25 protein-coding genes are annotated in these 18,542 nt (G+C 44.5%); 18 read left to right on the plus strand and 7 right to left on the minus strand.

Annotated features, from left to right (window positions below):
• Positions 1-11: 11 nt before the first annotated feature.
• The 3 genes from NLBNIHML_RS25435 to NLBNIHML_RS25445 all read right to left on the minus strand — a co-directional run bounded on the left by NLBNIHML_RS25435 (position 12) and on the right by NLBNIHML_RS25445 (position 1,094).
• On the minus strand, positions 12-242 hold the full coding sequence (locus tag NLBNIHML_RS25435; RefSeq protein ID WP_494353087.1) for a hypothetical protein: 231 nt from the start codon (positions 240-242) through the stop codon (positions 12-14).
• Between the two features lie 45 nt (positions 243-287).
• Positions 288-467: a hypothetical protein gene (locus tag NLBNIHML_RS25440; RefSeq protein WP_494353088.1), complete on the minus strand. Its 180-nt coding sequence runs from the start codon at positions 465-467 to the stop codon at positions 288-290.
• Between the two features lie 132 nt (positions 468-599).
• On the minus strand, positions 600-1,094 hold the full coding sequence (locus tag NLBNIHML_RS25445) for a PLAT/LH2 domain-containing protein (RefSeq protein WP_494353089.1): 495 nt from the start codon (positions 1,092-1,094) through the stop codon (positions 600-602).
• A 396-nt stretch (positions 1,095-1,490) separates the two neighbouring features.
• Between NLBNIHML_RS25445 and NLBNIHML_RS25450 the strand changes: the two genes are divergently transcribed.
• From NLBNIHML_RS25450 to NLBNIHML_RS25460, 3 genes are read left to right on the plus strand one after another with little or no spacing between them, the layout of a single operon-like run.
• Positions 1,491-1,928: a DUF4304 domain-containing protein gene (locus NLBNIHML_RS25450; RefSeq protein WP_494353090.1), complete on the plus strand. Its 438-nt coding sequence runs from the start codon at positions 1,491-1,493 to the stop codon at positions 1,926-1,928.
• 40 nt (positions 1,929-1,968) lie between these two features.
• Positions 1,969-2,976 (plus strand): phosphotransferase, encoded by a 1,008-nt coding sequence (locus tag NLBNIHML_RS25455; protein WP_472473635.1) that lies wholly within the window; start codon positions 1,969-1,971, stop codon positions 2,974-2,976.
• Positions 2,977-2,995: 19 nt separating this feature from the next.
• The gene (locus tag NLBNIHML_RS25460; protein WP_472473633.1) at positions 2,996-3,289 is read left to right on the plus strand and encodes an RNA polymerase alpha subunit C-terminal domain-containing protein; all 294 of its coding nucleotides are present in this window, start codon (positions 2,996-2,998) and stop codon (positions 3,287-3,289) included.
• Between the two features lie 19 nt (positions 3,290-3,308).
• On the opposite strand, the gene NLBNIHML_RS25465 is transcribed toward NLBNIHML_RS25460, so the two are convergent.
• Positions 3,309-4,256 (minus strand): hypothetical protein, encoded by a 948-nt coding sequence (locus NLBNIHML_RS25465; protein ID WP_494353091.1) that lies wholly within the window; start codon positions 4,254-4,256, stop codon positions 3,309-3,311.
• 367 nt (positions 4,257-4,623) lie between these two features.
• Here NLBNIHML_RS25465 and NLBNIHML_RS25470 point away from each other — a divergent pair, with 367 nt between their 5' ends.
• The 7 genes from NLBNIHML_RS25470 (at position 4,624) to NLBNIHML_RS25500 (ending at position 10,810) form a co-directional block, all read left to right on the plus strand.
• A complete protein-coding gene (locus NLBNIHML_RS25470) occupies positions 4,624-5,130 on the plus strand; it encodes a DUF2569 domain-containing protein (RefSeq protein WP_494353092.1) in 507 nt (168 codons plus the stop codon).
• Positions 5,131-5,272: 142 nt separating this feature from the next.
• Positions 5,273-5,887, plus strand: coding sequence for a histidine phosphatase family protein (locus tag NLBNIHML_RS25475; protein ID WP_494353093.1), 615 nt, complete (start codon positions 5,273-5,275; stop codon positions 5,885-5,887).
• Positions 5,888-5,991: 104 nt separating this feature from the next.
• Complete coding sequence (locus NLBNIHML_RS25480) at positions 5,992-6,648, plus strand: pyridoxine/pyridoxamine 5'-phosphate oxidase (RefSeq protein ID WP_494353094.1); 657 nt, start codon at positions 5,992-5,994, stop codon at positions 6,646-6,648.
• Between the two features lie 78 nt (positions 6,649-6,726).
• On the plus strand, positions 6,727-7,299 hold the full coding sequence (locus NLBNIHML_RS25485) for a GNAT family N-acetyltransferase (RefSeq protein WP_339240620.1): 573 nt from the start codon (positions 6,727-6,729) through the stop codon (positions 7,297-7,299).
• A gap of 233 nt (positions 7,300-7,532) precedes the next feature.
• Complete coding sequence (locus NLBNIHML_RS25490) at positions 7,533-8,489, plus strand: radical SAM protein (protein ID WP_339259822.1); 957 nt, start codon at positions 7,533-7,535, stop codon at positions 8,487-8,489.
• 297 nt (positions 8,490-8,786) lie between these two features.
• A complete protein-coding gene (locus NLBNIHML_RS25495) occupies positions 8,787-9,800 on the plus strand; it encodes a phosphodiester glycosidase family protein (RefSeq protein WP_339259825.1) in 1,014 nt (337 codons plus the stop codon).
• Positions 9,797-10,810 carry a GtrA family protein gene (locus NLBNIHML_RS25500; RefSeq protein ID WP_472473619.1) on the plus strand — a complete coding sequence of 338 codons (1,014 nt, stop codon included), beginning with the start codon at positions 9,797-9,799 and terminating at the stop codon, positions 10,808-10,810. The genes NLBNIHML_RS25495 and NLBNIHML_RS25500 overlap by 4 nt, the downstream gene beginning before the upstream one ends.
• Positions 10,811-10,964: 154 nt before the next feature.
• Here the strand turns inward: NLBNIHML_RS25500 and NLBNIHML_RS25505 are convergent, their stop codons facing one another.
• From NLBNIHML_RS25505 to NLBNIHML_RS25515, 3 genes are read right to left on the minus strand one after another with little or no spacing between them, the layout of a single operon-like run.
• Positions 10,965-12,419, minus strand: a complete 1,455-nt coding sequence (locus NLBNIHML_RS25505) for a PTS transporter subunit EIIC (protein ID WP_494353095.1) — start codon at positions 12,417-12,419, stop codon at positions 10,965-10,967.
• A gap of 30 nt (positions 12,420-12,449) precedes the next feature.
• Positions 12,450-12,956, minus strand: a complete 507-nt coding sequence (locus NLBNIHML_RS25510; protein WP_494353096.1) for a PTS sugar transporter subunit IIA — start codon at positions 12,954-12,956, stop codon at positions 12,450-12,452.
• The gene (locus tag NLBNIHML_RS25515; RefSeq protein WP_494353097.1) at positions 12,953-13,837 is read right to left on the minus strand and encodes a PRD domain-containing protein; all 885 of its coding nucleotides are present in this window, start codon (positions 13,835-13,837) and stop codon (positions 12,953-12,955) included. Before NLBNIHML_RS25515 ends, NLBNIHML_RS25510 begins: the two co-directional genes overlap by 4 nt.
• Before the next feature lie 297 nt (positions 13,838-14,134).
• Between NLBNIHML_RS25515 and NLBNIHML_RS25520 the strand changes: the two genes are divergently transcribed.
• From NLBNIHML_RS25520 to NLBNIHML_RS25555, 8 genes are all read left to right on the plus strand, one after another.
• The gene (locus NLBNIHML_RS25520; RefSeq protein WP_494353098.1) at positions 14,135-14,845 is read left to right on the plus strand and encodes an AAA family ATPase; all 711 of its coding nucleotides are present in this window, start codon (positions 14,135-14,137) and stop codon (positions 14,843-14,845) included.
• A 73-nt stretch (positions 14,846-14,918) separates the two neighbouring features.
• Positions 14,919-15,407, plus strand: a complete 489-nt coding sequence (locus tag NLBNIHML_RS25525; RefSeq protein WP_339259835.1) for a cysteine hydrolase family protein — start codon at positions 14,919-14,921, stop codon at positions 15,405-15,407.
• 262 nt (positions 15,408-15,669) lie between these two features.
• Complete coding sequence (locus NLBNIHML_RS25530; RefSeq protein WP_494353099.1) at positions 15,670-16,197, plus strand: GNAT family N-acetyltransferase; 528 nt, start codon at positions 15,670-15,672, stop codon at positions 16,195-16,197.
• 162 nt (positions 16,198-16,359) lie between these two features.
• On the plus strand, positions 16,360-16,842 hold the full coding sequence (locus NLBNIHML_RS25535; protein ID WP_494353100.1) for a hypothetical protein: 483 nt from the start codon (positions 16,360-16,362) through the stop codon (positions 16,840-16,842).
• A gap of 71 nt (positions 16,843-16,913) precedes the next feature.
• A complete protein-coding gene (locus tag NLBNIHML_RS25540) occupies positions 16,914-17,168 on the plus strand; it encodes an NUDIX domain-containing protein (RefSeq protein ID WP_494353101.1) in 255 nt (84 codons plus the stop codon).
• A complete protein-coding gene (locus NLBNIHML_RS25545) occupies positions 17,168-17,371 on the plus strand; it encodes a hypothetical protein (protein WP_494353102.1) in 204 nt (67 codons plus the stop codon). Before NLBNIHML_RS25540 ends, NLBNIHML_RS25545 begins: the two co-directional genes overlap by 1 nt.
• A gap of 43 nt (positions 17,372-17,414) precedes the next feature.
• On the plus strand, positions 17,415-18,056 hold the full coding sequence (locus tag NLBNIHML_RS25550; protein WP_494353103.1) for a hypothetical protein: 642 nt from the start codon (positions 17,415-17,417) through the stop codon (positions 18,054-18,056).
• Positions 18,043-18,381 carry a hypothetical protein gene (locus NLBNIHML_RS25555; RefSeq protein WP_472473607.1) on the plus strand — a complete coding sequence of 113 codons (339 nt, stop codon included), beginning with the start codon at positions 18,043-18,045 and terminating at the stop codon, positions 18,379-18,381. Before NLBNIHML_RS25550 ends, NLBNIHML_RS25555 begins: the two co-directional genes overlap by 14 nt.
• Positions 18,382-18,542 lie beyond the last annotated feature (161 nt).

The following is an 18,542-nucleotide window of genomic DNA, read 5'->3' on the forward strand; positions in this document are numbered from 1 at the left end:
TAATTGATGATCTAGAAGCGCTCGGAAGACGCTAGTAGTTCATTGTTGTCTTTGTGCCTTTCGATCGCTTCTAGCTTTTTTAAGAGTTCATTCTCAGCTTCCAAAAGCTTGATACGTGCCTCAGCAAGACGAAGCTTTTCCTGATCCGATAGTTCACGACTAACCGGTCTGCCTGAGCTTCCCTTCCCCCTACGTTCTTCCAGCAGACCAGCTTCATCTGAAGAGCTTATGTTTTCCTCCAACGCTCCAAACATCTTTTTGGCGTTTCCAGTCCGATCAGTTCAACGTTAAATCCTGCCTGTACGAAGATCTCCATGGGTGTATGCCCCACCTGATTGTGCCTGTACAGCCGCAATCTTAAAGGCAGGGGAGTACGTGATATTCTTCTCGGATACGCGAGGAATGGATAGATTCGATTTCAGTATCTTGATCTCATTTTCCGTAAAAAACCGTTTGATTTTCCCCATAATCTACAACCTCAGAAACTTTTAAAATCTGATTAAAACACAAAAAAACCCTAAGAGGGCACTTTTTTTCAAAGTGTCCATCTTACGGGTCACAGTTCATCTATCTGAATTTAAGCTTCTTTTCTTAACTTATTATTTAGGGAATAGTACAACAGTATCTAGGCCGTTTTCACCAAAGAAACGTCCCGGTATATTAAATTGCTTTCCGTCTAGTGTGATTTTACTGATTAACCAGCCAGATTTCCAACCGCTACCATCTGACTTTAAAGCTATAGCCTGCACTTGTCCAACATCTTCACTACTAAAGTTGATGACGTCTGTTTTTCCTCTTTCAAAGTTGTCAATATTATAATTATTAAGCAATATTTCGCTAGACTTTCCGTTACTTCCTATAATGCTGATCCAAATTAAAGAATCGGTACCCGCATCAGCTTCATTAGAAGTTACAAAAGTAATCAGATGGTCTTTAAATGCTGCTTTAAGATTACTCTGATTAGTTTCGATGTTATTACTCGGCGAACTGTTTTTAGTCGTAGCATCTACGGATTCTGCAAACACTGAAGCAGGTAATAATAAAGATGAACCTAATAACAGTGAAGAGCTGAGTATCGATAGTTTTTTTCTCATATTTGTAAACCCACCATTCATTTTAATATGTAAACCAAATATGTAATTTGATGTACATTATAGATTATATTATATATGAAAATTATTTATTTAAATACATAATAATACAAATTGATTATAAAGTAGGATTATCTGGATGTGTAAAACAATAACTTGGTAGTATAGAACTATTATAAAGTGACAAATGGAGACAAATAGAGTTTGCATTTGTCGAAGTTTGACAAAACAAAACATTAAGTGGCTTTTCTGGTGTTTATCATTATATTCTCGAATTCGAGAGATATCTTTTGCAGGAACTGTTTAAGAAGATCATCAACACAGACGTCAAACCCGTTTTTACTAAACACCTCATATACAAGTTCAACGTCCAGAAATCAAAGTAACAGCAGTAGGCATGTGCAGTTTTATATTAACTGTAGTGTCCATTCCACCGAGCTTGCGGAGTTGCAGTCCGTTGCTTTGAGTGGGGCCATATTGGAGAACAAATCGCATTTTACTTGCCGGATCGAGGAAATAGTCCCATCCGCCCCAGACCACTATTCCCTAACGCCTGATGTTGATCAGGACGCTTTATCGAAAGAACTGGTTTCACATTTGGAAGAGGGTATTTCATTCCTACACTCGCTAACAGGGGCCAGAGATATAGTCCATTATTATATGGCGAAGACAGCGCTACATTTAAGTGAAGAAACTTTCCGCTTCCTGCTACAAGCCGGCGATACGGAAGAAGCCAAGCATTATTTAGAGCAACTACATGCCAAATACGGAGTCGAAAAGCGTTGGACGATATTTGAAAAGAAATATGCAGCCATTTTTGCTGAGTACGGTTTGTAAGCTTTGCTCCAGACAAATAGCCAAAATGAGGGGATGACATATGAATGATACTCAATATAATTTGAATTTCAATAAACTGTGTAGCGAATTACAGCTTGGTGAATTGATCAGTTCGCCCAAACCAATCTCAGGTGGACTTCTTCATCGAATGTACAGCATTGAAACGACGCAAGCTAATTATGCAGTTAAGGCATTGAATCCACAGATCATGATAAGACCTTCTGCTGTGCAAAATTATATGGATTCAGAAAAAATAGCAAACGTGGCAGCTGAACATATCCATGCTCAACCTGCAAAAATGTTAAAGGGCGCTTCTATGCATAACATTGATAATCAATTCTATCTAATATTTGATTGGATTGAGGGTCAATGTTTGGAACAAGATGAAGTCACGATCAATAACAGTTCTCTGATGGGTACGATCCTTGCAGATATCCACAAAACGGATTTTAGACAACTAGAATTGGATAGTTCACAGGTAACTAATCCTAAAACAATAGATTGGATGTTTTATCTGAACAAAGGAAAGAAAGAGAATATAGAATGGATTGATATTTTGGATTCCAATATCAATAAGCTGTATGAGTGGAGCACAAAGGCTAAGAAGTCATCTTCAATGCTAGCATCCGATAAGGTAATTAGTCACAGAGATCTGGAGCCGAAGAATGTGATGTGGAAACAAGGCATACCTATTATTATCGATTGGGAATCGGCAGGTTATATTAATCCCATGCATGATCTGGTCGAGACCGCTGTGTATTGGTCAGTAGGTAGCACTGGAAGTATAAACAAGGAAAAGTTCTTGGCTTTTATAGCTGGTTATGAGAAGCGAGTGGGGAGTCTAACAGCCAATTGGGAAGTGGTTCTGGATAATGGTTTTGCTGGAAAGTTGGACTGGCTCGAATATAGTCTTAAACGGTCACTGTGGATTGAATGTACGGACATAGAGGAACAGTTAGTGGGAACATCACAAGTCATTTACACTTTAGAGGCTTTGAAACAATACGAAAACATGATTTCAGATATGAAGAACTGGTTGAATACTTAATCCAGGAGGGGATGCCCATATGGCAAACGATAAAGGAACACTCAGAACATGCGAACAAGGACATTCGTATTATAAAAAAAGTGATTGCCCAACCTGTCCAACGTGCGAAGCTGAACGTAAACCGAAAAATGGATTTCTAGCCTTGATGTCTGCTCCCGCCAGACGAGCCTTGGAGAATGAAGGGATTACAACACTACAGCAAGTTGCGGAGTACACGGAGAAAGAAATCCTGAAGCTGCACGGAATCGGGCTATCTGCCATACCTAAACTGCGAAGCGCTTTGGAAGAAGAGGGAATGTCTTTTAAGAAATAACCCTCTTTACGCTGTTCCACTAATCCAAACCAGGAGCTGCTGAAAGAATCTCCTCCATCGTTACCCGATACAACAAGTTACCTTCACTGAGTAGCAGACGATGTTGGCGAAAATCCTGCCTTGCCTGCTTGAAGGGCCGACCATTTTCATTTAATAAATCAATCTTCTGCCCCTTGCTGAATCTTCCGGGCTTCTCCATCTTCTTAAGCACAAACGTCCCATGTTTACCGTACCCGGCATCGAACAAGAAATGATAACCATCCGTACTGAAGCCGGAGGAACCGGAGATGTTTGGATTCGTGAATGTAACGTTGGGTTCACAGGTGCCCCCTGAGATACAACCGAGTTCAAAATCGGTATAGAAGTAGAACCAGACCTGCTTCTCATTCACCACATTGAGTGCGTAACAATCCGCAATGTCAGCTTCACGATTTTCATATCGTTTATTCCCGTGCTCATCCCAGGCCAGCAGACCATATGATCCAATCGGATCGCTCCAACCGTAGTTACCAAATACCCCTTCATCAAAGTAACTGGTCCAGATCGTTCCCTTTTCTGTGACCTGCACACTTTGGATCCCGTCTCCCAACAAAAACTCGCGAATGGTATTTCCGTCTAAATCACACACTTTGGCGTTCAGATCAACCTGTTCATTCCCATAATTCGCACACCGTGCTCCGACGAGCAGCAGATGATCATGTAATGGTTGTACGTAATGATAATTGAACGTCTGTCCCCAGATGACAACTTCCTCAATAGTTTGATCAGTCACAATAAGCACTTTGTACGTATAGCTTTGGTTCAATTTACTTTGGACGAACATACCTCGTTTTCTTTTAGGGATCTGATTCATCAACAGTACATAGACAAGGCCATCACCGCCCCACTGGGTGGAAACGATATCGAAGCCTTCGACATAATCTGAAATATCGGCAAAAGGCAAAAGTTTTACTTTGGGTATGGGCATATCCATATCCTCCTTTGTAGATGTCAAATGCAGAGTCACCATCTGCATCTGTATAAGAGCATTATGATGTACACGTACTATGCTGAACATGGCGGAAGTATAGCGAAGGTCTTCTTTACTGTTACAGCGTATAAGTATAATGTTCTGAAATTGAAGCTTCTTCCTTGACACTCGTAGTACAATAAGGAAGTTGTGTAAAATTCTATATGATAGGAGGGTGCGAGGCAGCTATAGAAGAGTATCAGAACATACATACAATGCACTTGGAGTAAGGAGATAGAAGCACCCGTAGATTCGAATTGCAACAGTACTGTTACGAGGAAGACTTATCTCAGAAAAACAAAATGATATAAGGAAGTGTTACGAAGTGGAACCACATATTCAAGAACCAAAAACAGACTACCGTCCACTAGGCGTATCGGGATTGGGTGGTTGGCTGATTCTTGTCCAGATTGGATTATTTCTTACGGTGATTTTCCTGGCGATCCAGTTGGTGTTGTATTGTTTGCCCACGCTTACAACCGAGACTTGGGAGCTGCTAACTTCGGAGCAATCTGAATATTATCACCCGCTATGGGGACCGGTCGTTATTTTTGAGACGGTATATAACGTGCTATTTTTAGTGTTTGGCATTTATACGATCATTGCTCTTTATAGCAAAAAATCGATTTTTCCTCGTCTTATGATCATGTTTTATAGTGTCAGTCTGGCCGTTAGTATTATTGATTATCTGTTGTTGCTCCAGATTCCAATGGCGAGAGAATTTGAGGATGGAAGCTCGTTAAGGGATATAGGCAAATCGGTACTTACTTGTGCCATCTGGATTCCTTATTTTATCAAGTCGGAACGAGTTCATAACACATTTGTAAGATAAATGGGTTGCAGGAAATGCCCGATCTTGGATAGAAGCTATCTGAGGTCGGGTTTATTTGATTCTATTGAAAGGTTCTATAAACGTAAAGTAGGTATGTATGTTAAGGAATCTGTTTAGTGGAATCTGAAAAGGAGGAGAGATCTTGAAAATTTATCTGGTAAGGCATGGGATGGATGAGGAAGGCTATCGAGGCGGATGGAGTGAGCGTGGACTCACGGAACAGGGGATCAATCAATCCAGGAAATTGGGAGAGCATTTGCATCATCATGCTGAGGAGTACAACATACATACCATCATGAGCAGTGATCTGCCTCGTGCAGCACAGACAACACGAGAAATTGAGAAGAGATTAAACATGCAGGCGATCTTCATGAAAGATTGGCGGGAGATGAATAACGGAGAGTTGGCAGGTATGCTTCATAAAGATGCGGAAGTGCATTATCCAGGAGTGTATTTCAACACCCTTGAGATGCATTCCCCTTTTCCGGGAGGAGAAAGTCCAAGAGACTTTTATAGCCGGATAAGCACCGCTTTCGAGAATCTTTTCAGAGATTTAGAGGAGAATACACTCAAGTCCAATGTACTGTTAATTACTCACGGCGGAGTGATTAACATCCTGTATTATCTGCTTGAGAATCGGGAATGGAGCAATCAGTCCAGCTTTTATCCCATGGGTAACACCAGTGTACATACCGTTGAAAAGGGAAGGCACGGTTGGAAACTTAGTAGTGCAAATGCATTAAGTCATCTAGAGTAGTTGTTTATTAGATCCAGAGCTGATCAGTCGACATAATCAGGATGTACAGACTCATAGGTCCCAATGTATTACAATGGTATAAAATAACAAACGGAGGCGATGACATGAGTAATCAACCCATTGAACTGCTACAACATTTGAAGTCTTTATCTGGACCATTTCCAACGTGGGATATGGGGCAGTTGCCGGAGCGGCCAGGGAAGCTATTTTTGGAGTGGTTGAGATTGGCGGTTGAGAACGAAGTGAAAGAACCTCATGCCATGACGATCTCCACCGTGGATCACGATGGTTATCCTGATGCGCGGGTGTTAATTTTGAAAAACGTAATCGACGAAACGTTCTATTTTGCTTCCAGTTCGGAGAGCCGAAAAGGGCAGCAGTTGAAGGAGAACCCTCATGTGGCTCTCACCTTCTACTGGCCTTCACTTGGAAGACAGATTCGGATAAAGGGAATTGCTGAGGATCAGGGAGATCAAGCGGGCGCTGATGATTTCCGCAAGCGTTCAGCTGGAGCGCGAGCAGTTGCCATGACAGGGCATCAGAGTGAGGTTTTGAATAGTGAGAAAGTGCTGGATAATGCCATTGAAGCCCAGAAAGAACGCATCCAACGTGATCCCGATGTCGTTACATCTCAATGGCGTTTATATGCCGTGAATGCACAAGAGGTGGAGTTCTGGCAGGGAGATTCAGAGCGCAAGCATGTGCGAGTCCAATATGTGATGCAAGATGGGCAGTGGAAGACACGCAGATTGTGGCCTTGATTTTATAACAGATGAGTAGGCAGCGCGGATCGAACGGTTATGGATTTCTTTTCTTAACAATCTCAGGGAGGCGAATCTATGAAAACGATTGAAAGTTTCTTCGAACCATTTCCGGTGTTGGAGACCGAAAGGACGATACTCCGGCGGCTTACCTATGATGATCTGGATGATATGTATAGTTATTGTGTTGTACCCGCTGTCTCGGAGTTCACCACTTGGGACGCGCATCAGAGCAAAGAAGATACCAAAGCTTTTTTGGATTTTGTCATGAGCCGGTATGATGTGAATTTAATAGGCCCATGGGGCATTGAAGATAAACAAACCAAGAGACTGATTGGGAGTTGTAACTATCTAGGGTGTGATAGCGATAACAGGAGAGTCGAGTTGGGATATGTGTTATCTGATCAATATTGGAATCAAGGCTACATGACCGAAGTAGTGAAACGAATCATCCAATTTGGATTTGACGAAGTGGGATTGGAACGAATCCAGGCTCAATGTTTAGTGAAGAACACGGGCTCCGCGAAAGTCATGGAGAAGGCAGGCATGCAATTTGAAGGTGTGCTGAGAAAATACATGAAGGTAAAAAATGAACTTCAGGATCTGAAGATGTATGCCATTGTAAAAGAAGATTTCTATAACTCGTATTAAATATAGAACGTGTTTTTGAAAGGGCGATCGAGTTTGCTGGCGAGCCACGAGTTTGCCTATAATCCTGAGTTCAACATGGATGACATACAATAGAGGGCTCCGGGGATTTCCTTTCATCACACTTTTACAACAACCAACGTACATAATGTCATATCGTCAACCGTGTGCTATCCGCTATACTCTTCAAGTTACCCAAACGTGGATTGAATGAGAGAATCGGGAGGTACAACGAATTGACAGCCAAAAACAAATATAAATCACTCGAACTTGAAACACCCGGCGTATATGAGCTGGAAGGGCTTGAAGTTGGAGTGACATCGAACTGTAATTATAAATGCGACTATTGCTGCGCCTACAATCGGGACGATGGAGCGTGCATCGGTAGTCAGGAAGTCATCCGTATTATTAGTGAGCTTCCTCGTCTTAAGCGCGTGCGATTGTCCGGGGGCGAAGTTACCCTGAAATACCAGGATTGCCTGGAGATCGTGACGTACTGTGCGGCACATGGCATCGATACACAATTGAACAGTAATGCCAGTCTGCTGACAGAAGAACGGATTCTCGCGTTGCGTGATGCAGGCTTGTCCAACATTCATATCTCGTTCAATTATACGGATGCGGAGTCGTATGCTGCGTACTACCGTGTGCATCCTCGCATGTATGAGAGACTGGAGCAGAATATCCGTTTGTGCACGGAAGCCGGTCTGGAGACGGTACTGGAAACGTTACTGTTTGAAGGGAATCAAGCGAACATGCAGGCCATTAGCGATAAGGTGTATGATCTGGGTGTGCGCATCCATGAGATCCAGAACAGCATTAAGATGCCGCATACCGACTGGAGCCAGATTGTATCCAAAGCGTCTCTCATTCGATCTGTAACGGAATTAATTGAGCATAAAAAGCCAGATACAACGCTCTATTTCACCTGTATGGACCGGTTTGCGGAACAGTTGAATTTGCGGGAGCAACCGGGCGTGTATTTCTCTAATTGCGTGGATGGCACGAAACAACTTCACTTGCACGGCAACGGAGATATTCTCATCTGTGAGTTATGTCATCCTGTCGTCATTGGCAACATCTATAAAGGAACGTCGTTGAAGGATATCTATGCCCAGCAGCCACCAGCGTTAACGGAATTCCTGAAAAAGCGGCCTTGTCCCGCATATGATGCTCTATTTCCATACGTATAACAGGAAGCTCTGACGAAGATGTTTTGATCTGTAAGCTGAACGAAACATCTATACAATAACAGCGACATTTAAGGTTATATAGATTAAAAATCAAGGTGATCTGCTTTCCTCATTGGGAAAACGGATCACCTTATTTTATTGAACTATTCATTTACACAATAACAGCGATTGGATGGTTGCTCTGTCATCGTAGTGTCAGTGTGAATATTCTTTAGTTCAAGTTATTTAGTTTCAGATTCATTTAAGCTCCCCGGCCTAATATGGCCTTAAGAACTTAGATGAAGAGGTGAGCTTGACATGATGAAGATCTATCAGAAACCAACCCGGAAAGACCCCCATAAAAGACCGATCTCCCCTAGAAAGCGAAGATGGCTCATCATCACACTTGTCCTTGTGCTCGCAGTAGGTGGAATCCTGTACAGCTTGGCTGACCGTTACCTGATCCGGCATGTGCAGGTGGTTGTAGCGGATGAGAACACAGCAACGGCAGCAACGGGCAACACGAATGATTCCACCAGTACTCCGACCACCGCAACTAAAGTGAATGCAACGTCAGATGATTGGAATTATTCGAGCGATGATATGGAGGTCCATATTGATAAGGTACAGTCAGGATCTGGCTCGGATCAAATTACGTATTATGTCGCTGATGTTCAGCTAACGGATGCAAGCAGCCTGAGAACAGCACTGGCGGATAACAGTTTTGGAACGAACATTACCGAGAATACGTCAGAGATTGCCGCAGCCAACAATGCGATCTTTGCCATTAATGGTGATTATTATGGATTCCGTGATGATGGTGTCATTATTCGAAATGGAACATTGTACCGGGACAGCCCAACACGGGATGCACTGGCCCTGTTCAACGACGGAACGATGAAAACATATAACGAGAACGAGATTTCTTCCTCGGAACTGCTGAGCGAAGGTGCCACCAATACATTATCCTTTGGACCCATTCTGATTCAGGATGGCGAGATTGTCAGTGATTTTAGCAGTGTAAAAATTGACAACAACTTCGGCAACCGCTCCATCCAGGATGCGAATCCAAGAACAGCAATCGGCATGATTGCTCCGAATCATTACGTCTTCGTAGTGGTGGACGGGCGGCAGGACGACAGTCGTGGCATGACCTTGGCAGAACTGGCCGATGTCATGAAAGGCCTTGGAGCAACCGAAGCCTACAATCTGGACGGCGGCGGTTCATCCACGATGTATTTTATGGGCAGAGTCGTCAATAATCCACTGGGGCGCAACCAGGAACGTGGCGTAAGTGACATTCTATATCTGACGGAGGGACAAGGATCATGACGATATTAATTCCATCCTATGAACCCGATGTGCGTTTGCTGAATCTCGTTCTGCAGTTACAGACATTTAAGCTTGGACCTATTGTGATTGTGGATGATGGCAGTGGCCCGGGTTACCGTGGGATTTTCGAGACGGCAGAAGCCTATGGCTGTACGATCCTGACACATCCCGTCAATCTGGGGAAGGGTAGGGCGTTGAAGACAGGCTTTCAGTATATTAAGGAGTATGGGCCTCAGGGTGGTGTAGTGTGCGCGGACAGTGACGGACAGCATCTGCCACATGATATTAAGCGTATCTTCGAAGTGCTGCTGGCACAAACGACACCCGGAATTGTACTCGGCAGCCGTCGCTTCAGTGGTAAGATTCCAGCACGGAGCCGTTTTGGCAACACCGTTACACGAGCGGTCTTTTCCCTCACGACAGGTACCAAAGTATATGACACACAGACGGGTCTGCGCGGTTTTCCCTACGCCATGCTGGACTGGCTGAACCAGATCCCCGGGGAACGGTTTGAATACGAGATGAACATGCTGTTAAGTGCACACAAGGAAGGGTACGAGATTACGGAGGAGTTTATTGATACGGTGTATCTGGATCACAATGAATCCTCTCATTTCCGCCCGCTGGTCGATTCGTTCCGAATCTATAGGCCCATCCTGATGTTCAGCACATCTTCGTTGCTGTCTGCTCTAATTGATTTTGCATTACTATTCGTTATTCAGTATTTCACGCATAATCTGTTTCTGTCGGTTGTTGCAGCGAGACTATGCAGCTCACTCTTCAACTACACGATGAATCGGAAGTACGTATTTTCAGCTGGACGAACCTCGAAGGTTCGGCAGTCTTTGCCCAAATACTTCTCACTTGTCCTACTGGTGCTGTTATTAAACTACGGTTTACTGTATTTTTATAATGAAAAGCTGATTATTCCGCTGCTCGCAGCCAAGCTGTTAACTGAGGTGTCCATCTTTGTATTCAGCTATTGGGCACAGCGCAGATTTGTCTATTAACACAGAGAGAGTGGGCATACAGCTTGCTCTCTTTTTTTCAATCAAAACCGTTTCAAAAGAATATCCCGTGCTTCTTGATTAACCAAAAATGGCCGAGAACAGGGGGGGGAAATACCCTTGTTCTCGGCCGTTTAAACTCACAGGAGGACGAGCGTTACATCAGCTTCTTAATCTCATCCTTCAGGATTTCAGACTGAGTGCCGAAGATAACCTGCACAGCTCCACCACCGAGCCTCATGACGCCGGAAGCGCCAAGCTGTTTGAGTGCCCGATCGTTGACGGCTTTGTCGTCCCTAACAACTAGCCGGAGGCGAGTGATGCAGGCGTCAATGCTCTCGATATTATCTGTTCCCCCGATCTCGGCAAGCACCTTACCAGCCTTGGTGTCGGCAGACGCTGCCACGGCGGAAGTATCAGTGGGGGTATCGGCATCATAAGCGTCATCTTCGCGCCCCGGCGTTTTCAGGTTGAACTTGACAATCATGAACCGGAACAGGAAATAATAGACGACCGCAAATGCGAGTCCGACCGGGATCATGAGCAACGGATTGGTTGACAGCTTCATGTTCACGAGGTAATCGATCAGACCTGCAGAGAAGGCGAAGCCCAGCTTAACGTTCAGCAGGTACATGATCAGGGCTGCTGCACCGGTAAGAATAGCGTGCACTACATACAGCAGAGGAGCCGCGAACATGAAGGAGAACTCGAGCGGCTCGGTGATACCCGTTAAGAACGAAGCGACCGCTGCTCCGATAAAGATCGAAGCGACCATTTTGCGCTTTTCAGGCCGGGCTGTATGAATCAAGGCTAGCGCCGCTGCCGGAAGAGCGAACATCATAATCGGGAAGAAGCCAGACATGAACATGCCTGCCGTAGGGTCTCCGTTGAAGAAGCGGGTCAGGTCGCCGTGCACGACTTCCCCGGCTGCATTGGTATAATCTCCAATCTGGAACCAGGCGATGGAGTTGAGGACATGATGCAGACCGAGCGGGATGAGCAGGCGGTTGGCGATCATGAACACCATGGAGCCAACGCCGCCAAAACCTACAATCCAGGCGCCGAAAGCACCGATGGCATCCTGAATCGGGCTCCAGATCATGCCGAACAGAATGGCCAACACCAGCATGGAGCCGGCGGTCACCATCGGCACAAAGCGTTTGCCGGAGAAGAAGCCGAGCCAGTCAGGAAGCTTGATAGTATGATATTTTTTATACATATAGGCTGCAAGCAGTCCGGCAAATATCCCGCCCAATACGCCCATATCCAGCTTGACATCGTCAGGAATATAGCCGAATACACTTGGAACGGCTCCCAGAATCCGCGTCAGTACCATATAAGCGATCAGGGCGGAAAGCGCGGCGACCGCATCCCCCGCCAGTCCGATTGCCACCCCAATGGCGAAGATGAGCGCAAGGTTGCCAAAGATCGCCCCCGCGCCCTCATTCAGGAATGGGACTACATACTGATTAAGAAATCCCCCGATCACGGGACCGAGCGGAATGTCCTTTTCATAATTAAGAAGACCGAGGCCTTGAAGAATCCCTGCTGCAGGCAAGGTTGCTACAGGAAGCATCAGGGATTTTCCCAGCTTTTGCAGTGATTTCAGCATATTGTTCTTCCTTTCTTTTTTTGATTTAGGTTATTTGGATAAGCTGACTTTCATGATCGTTCCCATGCCTGCTTCTAAGCTGCCATACTCCGGGTGTGACTCCCACGACTGTTCAGCCGCATTCGCAACGATGACAGGGGTGATGACCGGATAACCGGCGGAAGCGATCGCATTCAGGTCAAATTCAATCAGAGTCTGACCGATAGTGACTTGATCCCCGGTCTGCACTTGGGGTGTGAAACCCTGTCCTTTCAGGCTGACAGTATTCATACCGATATGCAGCAACAGCTGCAGCCCGGAAGCATGCTCAATCATTAAGGCATGGTGCGATTTGATCAGGTGCACCACAGTGCCGTCGATAGGGGCGACCAGCCTGCCCTCCTGGGGAATCATTGCGACTCCCGGTCCCATAATTCCTTGCGCGAACGCTTCGTCAGGCACTTCTTCCAAACTGACGCAGGTTCCGGTGAGCGGGGAGGCAACGGATATTGTTTCAGATGTTTTGGCAGATTTGTTGTTTTTCCATTTCCAGATCATTGTGTGTTGTCCTTTCTGTTGTTGGTTTTGGCATGGGTTTGAAAAAGCCGGTATAAATGCATTGTGAGAAAAGCCGTTTCTTCCTCAGGCACTTCTGTACCCAAATCCTCGGCCATTACAGCGCTTAGTTTTCTGGCCAGCTGGTATTCAGACGTATATTCATTTTTCACATATTGTGCGAAGGTGGGGGCCGTCATCGGTTGCTGATACAGGCGTTCCATGGAGAAGCGCAGGTGTATCATGAGTCTTGCCTGGCTAAGGCTGCCCTGATCAAAGCGAACACCACCCTCATCTTCAATAATCGACTGAAGTTTGCTGATCACATTGGATACCTTAACCAACTGTCCGACAGGGACGTGATTTACGGAGGAGTACACATGGTATGTCAGGAACCCGGCCTCATCCTCCGGTACCTCTACGCCAAAGGCCTCTCCGATCATGGCCGCCGCTTCCGAGGCAATTTCGAATTCTTTCGGAAAACTGAGCTTTGTCTCCGTAAGAAAAGGATTCAGAATCTCCATCCCGTTGCGGATACGATATAAGGTGAACTGAATATGACTCGGAAGAGCAAGGTAGATCTTGTCATTCAGCTTGCCGGGAAACTGATCAGCGATGAGACGGATAATTCGGTCAGAGATGTCGATGACATTGGGGTCCAGATCCTTTATCAGCTCCTGCGCCTGCCCCCACTCCTCCCGGTCTTCCAGCCGGAACCTTTTCTCAATCCGCGGATCATCGGCCTGAACGGTGCTTTCCGCCTTGAACGCAAATCCCAACCCTTTGCCAATCAGTACGTACTCCTTGGTATTCTGGTGCGACCGGGCCAGAACAATATTACTGCCAACGACCCGCTCCACCTGCAGAATCATTCCTTTACTCACGGTTCACCGCCTCCTCATTTCTAAAGTTAACGCTTTCATGCCTCCGGAACGCAAAAAGAGCCAAGAAGCGAGTATAGTCTCATGTTCGCTTCTTGGCTCATGCCCTCTGGGGTGGTAACACGCCAATTCATTTTATGTTTTCATCAGAACGTTCTTCCTACATAATATAAAGCTGATCTGCCACCGTCAACCATTAATTTTGTCATCCAACTGTTCGTCGTTTAATATAGGGAATGTGTAAACGAAAAGGTACCTGCCGTAGTTGGAGCCAATTCTAACATGAATAGGAGTATGCCTATGTATCTTCGAAGTGTAGAACTCATGTCGGCCAAGATTGAGAATCGGAACCAATATCCTTTTGACATCCCCGCGATACGTTCGTTGGAACGTTTGGAGCTCACGAATAACATTACTTTTTTTGTAGGTGAAAATGGTTCTGGGAAATCTACGCTGCTAGAGGGCATCGCTCATCAATGTGGATTCAATACCGCAGGGGGCGGCAGGAATAATACCTATGAGACACATGCTTCGGAATCCTCGCTCGGGAATTATCTCAGGCTGGCATGGTTGCCCAAAATAACGAATGGTTTCTTCATGCGCTCTGAATCGTTCTATCAATTCGCATCACATGTCGATGAAATGCCGGCATCGCTTCAATATTATGGCGGGCGTTCGTTGCATGAACAATCGCACGGGGAGTCTTTTCTCAGTCTGTTCGTCAATCGCTTCAGTTCCAAAGGCATCTATCTGCTTGATGAGCCCGAAGCCGCTTTATCTCCTGCTAGGCAGCTCTCTTTATTGCGTATCCTTCATAATCTGTCAGGCACTTCGCAATTCATTATTGCGACGCACTCACCCATTTTGCTTGGGTATCCAGGGGCAGAGATTTTAAGCTTTGACGATAGCCAGATTCAAGGGGTAGCCTATGAGGATACCGACCACTATCAGATTACCCGCAGTTTCCTGGAGAACCGCGACCGGATGCTGAATGAACTATTCAAGGATTAAGTTAAGTTATCCGTGTAAACAAGGGAAGATATTGAATCATGCGACATTAAATTTATTATTGAGGAGAGATTAGATGAAAGTAGGTTTGCTGATTATTGATATGCAAGAGAGTATTGTGCGGAAAAAGATGGACCAGACTTCGATAGACCATGCATGCGAGTACATTAATCATGTTGCAGGTGTGCTGCGCACGAATAATCATGTGGTCATTCACGTACAGGATGTGGAAGGGATGGAAGAGGCAGCGCCAGATGAGTATCGCATTATTCCCGAGGTGGATGTGAATGAGAAGGATATCACGGTTACGAAGGAAGCATCCAATGCCTTCTGGCAGACTGATCTGGAGCAAGTGTTGAAGAGTCATGGCATTGAACTAGTGATCATCGCCGGCTTTGCCGCAGAGGAATGTGTACTATTCACCTACAACGGAGCGATGGAGCGAGGTTTCCGGCCGGTGATGTTGCAAAATGGAATTCTAAGCACACATCACGAAGCGGTGACTTCAACGTACAGAGACCGCAATGTGATCTCATATCCTGTGGTTGATTATCTAATCCATTAAGGGTTGGCTACATGCCAGAGGATACTTGGTGGTGGAAAATAAAGACAAGATCAATAAATGGACTCTGTAGGGAGTCTTTTTTTTGTACATATGTGCATGTCGACCGTGAATGTATGGTTACTCTATGGTTTAAACCAAACTTTGCCTATATCTGCTAGGGTTGAAACGATATATTGAGAACAGGGCGCAGCAAGCGCTTTGTGGATATCGGGAAAGTCCTGTATGGGTCACGAACCAACTGATTAACTAAGGGAGATGTGGAATGAAGATGAATGTGCAAATTACGCGTATTTTGGCAGAACAAAAGGAATTGTTTCTCAACCTGTTCAACTTGTACTTATATGATCTGTCTGAATATTCTGGCGAAGATCTAATAGAAGAGGGGAAATATGATCCAACGAACACCTATTTATATCTGGAACGCGATGAATTACATCCGTTTTTGATTCAGTATGAGGGGAAGGTTATTGGATTCGTACTGGTGTGCTCACCTCCATATGTGCCGGAAGATGTGAATTATACCGTGCAGGAGTTGTTCTTGGTCAAAAAATATCGCGGGCAAGGGCTGGCATCACAAGCGGTTGACTTGGTTTTTGCTCAATTTCAGGGTAGATTCAAAGTAGAACAACTCGCTAACAATGCGGCAGCAGTTTCATTCTGGAAAAAATATTATGAGCACCATCAGATCGAATATACCGAGTCTGAATATAACATTGAGATTGACAACATCGCTGGTAGCCACCGGATTTTGTCCCAGACTTTTGTGCGAAGAGGCAGAGATTCTGAGTGAATGAAAGGTTTTTTGAATGTAATTGATTTTTTTAGGTCCGATTTGCTTCTCCTATGTTGAGAGGTGGATAGGATCTTTTTCAATTTCCATTTACCAATACATGGGTTATGATGAAGAAAGAGGAGTCTATAGGAATGACCGTGTAAGGGGGAGAAAGCAGGTATGCCCAAGCATCATTTTGTGATTGAAAACAAATCGCGAGTAAACGAGAATATGTATACCTCCTACTCCTGGGATTCTCATGGCAACATACATAAAAGTGGGCTGAAGTCAGAGTTTTATGCGGCCCTGGAAGACGAATTCATTGCATATATTTATGATTCCCTTCGCTGGTTGGATACATGGAATCCATCCACCTGTATGAGATGTAGTGGACTGAACAACTGTGGAATAACCGTTATTGAAGAGCAGGATGCATTGTTGAAGTTTCATAAATTGATTCAAGCCTGGATAGATCTATTTAGTCATGCGACAGATCCGATTGTTCTAACAGGGAGTTACTGTGTCGATGGAGAAGAACAAAAGGGCTACTACGAGAAACTTGCATACAATAAGGTCGAATTAATCTACGAATTACATAAACTTGCGAACATGGCAAAGCATGCTGAGATAAATGGGAAATGCATTGTGCATTTTGGGATATGAAGAAATAATCGTAGAATTTCCTGATTGAAATTGTGAGCTGTTGAAGTAACTCAACAGAGAGGGGCAGAGGCATGACTAGTCGTATTGTTGTTACCGGTGGAGCTATTATTCGAGATCGTATGGGAAGGGTTCTGCTGCAAAAGAGATCTGATTATGGAGATTGGGGATTACCTGGTGGTGGTATGGAGCCAGGTGAACGAATCGAAGAAACCATGATTAGAGAAGTGAAAGAGGAAACAGGGCTTGACGTGAGTTCTTATAAATTGGCCTCCATCTACACGGGCGAGAGAATGCATTATACGTATCCGGATGGAAATGAAGTGTAATGTTTTTATTTGACGTTATTGCGGAGTTGGAAGGAAAACTCTGTGATGACCAGATGACTCTTTTATTTGAAGATGAACAAAAGGAATCATTACAGCTTGTTTTCAGATATCTTGATGAGATTGATATTGCCACAATTAACAATGTGCAGAAGCCTATATTTGTAGACTTGAAGCAAGGAGCGACTAAATTGCTTCGCGAGTGATCGCGATAATAGAATAGTTCAGATAGAGAAAGGAGCTTTTACATTGCCTTGGCCTATGGTCCATTTTGCAATTGCATCAGAATTGATATCCAAGCCACCCTCTGAATTGTTATTGGGAAGCCTAGCTCCTGATTCCATCCATGTAAGAACTAATCTTCGTACCGATAAGGCAAAAACCCACCTCATGCCAGAGGAGGGAAGGTTTGCAACAGATGAAGAACTTAAAGCTTTTTTTGAGTCCAACAAGAAGTTAGCTTATAGTGATCCCAAATTCATGCAATATCTGTGCGGTTACATCGCCCATATCTATACGGACCGCGTATGGACATTCGATATATATCCTGCATATGAAGTTCACCCCAATGGAAGAAACGTGTATACGAAGGATGTCACGAAGCTTGAATTTCTGATTTTACGGAATTGGGACAAGGCCAGCGATTGGTTAAGTGAGCTGAACGTGGGAAAAGCATATGATTTAGGCGGATTGCTGGAAGCTGAGGTGTATCAGTATAGGGGAGAGAAACTTGAGTTTTTAGCTAACCCTGACAACGAACACTTGGGTGACTTAAATATTTTATCCATGGAAGCTATGCAAGAGTTCATATATACAACAGGATTAGCGTTAAAACAATTGTATACGAAATGGGATGTTTATAAGGATTTACGCAGCAGTGTGTGTAAGTAAGGGAGGGATATACCTGAAGGTATACAGGAAACAACTCCGCAAAATTGTAGTGAATGATACACTGTTCCTGTACGTTGTGGATGAACAAGCATATGATATCGTCATTCGGGTTTATTCGAATTCACTTAAATCCACATTCGTAGAGTTCGATGTTGCTTGGGAAGATACATGGGATATATTTGTCCATGAACCCAGACTGATATCCAACCTTATTCAATATGCAATAAGACAAGGGTGGGACTACCAACAGAAGAATAACAAAATGAGATTCAAAAACGCGAATAGCATTGTAAGAATTTTAATGGCAGAGAATCTGGACCAATAAACGTTCGCAGACGATATGAGGATCAACTAGATTTAGAGAGTCGGGGTCAGATCAGATGTATGCGGTAATTACCAATGTTATTAAGGACAATCAACTCCGAACGGGTGCGAAGGTGTACATTTTATATTGTCATGGTATGGCTGAAAGTCCATTGGTATATG

The organism is Paenibacillus sp. JNU01, from assembly GCF_059130585.1.

Excerpts from the sequence above, each read along its gene's own strand:
- NLBNIHML_RS25440 (WP_494353088.1), bottom strand. The coding sequence starts at position 467 with ATGGGGAAAATCAAACGGTTTTTTACGGAAAATGAGATCAAGATACTG.
- NLBNIHML_RS25445 (WP_494353089.1), bottom strand. The coding sequence starts at position 1,094 with ATGAGAAAAAAACTATCGATACTCAGCTCTTCACTGTTATTAGGTTCA.
- NLBNIHML_RS25455 (WP_472473635.1), top strand. The coding sequence starts at position 1,969 with ATGAATGATACTCAATATAATTTGAATTTCAATAAACTGTGTAGCGAA.
- NLBNIHML_RS25460 (WP_472473633.1), top strand. The coding sequence starts at position 2,996 with ATGGCAAACGATAAAGGAACACTCAGAACATGCGAACAAGGACATTCG.
- NLBNIHML_RS25465 (WP_494353091.1), bottom strand. The coding sequence starts at position 4,256 with ATGCCCATACCCAAAGTAAAACTTTTGCCTTTTGCCGATATTTCAGAT.
- NLBNIHML_RS25480 (WP_494353094.1), top strand. The coding sequence starts at position 5,992 with ATGAGTAATCAACCCATTGAACTGCTACAACATTTGAAGTCTTTATCT.
- NLBNIHML_RS25485 (WP_339240620.1), top strand. The coding sequence starts at position 6,727 with ATGAAAACGATTGAAAGTTTCTTCGAACCATTTCCGGTGTTGGAGACC.
- NLBNIHML_RS25495 (WP_339259825.1), top strand. The coding sequence starts at position 8,787 with ATGATGAAGATCTATCAGAAACCAACCCGGAAAGACCCCCATAAAAGA.
- NLBNIHML_RS25500 (WP_472473619.1), top strand. The coding sequence starts at position 9,797 with ATGACGATATTAATTCCATCCTATGAACCCGATGTGCGTTTGCTGAAT.
- NLBNIHML_RS25505 (WP_494353095.1), bottom strand. The coding sequence starts at position 12,419 with ATGCTGAAATCACTGCAAAAGCTGGGAAAATCCCTGATGCTTCCTGTA.
- NLBNIHML_RS25510 (WP_494353096.1), bottom strand. The coding sequence starts at position 12,956 with ATGATCTGGAAATGGAAAAACAACAAATCTGCCAAAACATCTGAAACA.
- NLBNIHML_RS25520 (WP_494353098.1), top strand. The coding sequence starts at position 14,135 with ATGTATCTTCGAAGTGTAGAACTCATGTCGGCCAAGATTGAGAATCGG.
- NLBNIHML_RS25525 (WP_339259835.1), top strand. The coding sequence starts at position 14,919 with ATGAAAGTAGGTTTGCTGATTATTGATATGCAAGAGAGTATTGTGCGG.
- NLBNIHML_RS25530 (WP_494353099.1), top strand. The coding sequence starts at position 15,670 with ATGAAGATGAATGTGCAAATTACGCGTATTTTGGCAGAACAAAAGGAA.
- NLBNIHML_RS25535 (WP_494353100.1), top strand. The coding sequence starts at position 16,360 with ATGCCCAAGCATCATTTTGTGATTGAAAACAAATCGCGAGTAAACGAG.
- NLBNIHML_RS25540 (WP_494353101.1), top strand. The coding sequence starts at position 16,914 with ATGACTAGTCGTATTGTTGTTACCGGTGGAGCTATTATTCGAGATCGT.
- NLBNIHML_RS25545 (WP_494353102.1), top strand. The coding sequence starts at position 17,168 with ATGTTTTTATTTGACGTTATTGCGGAGTTGGAAGGAAAACTCTGTGAT.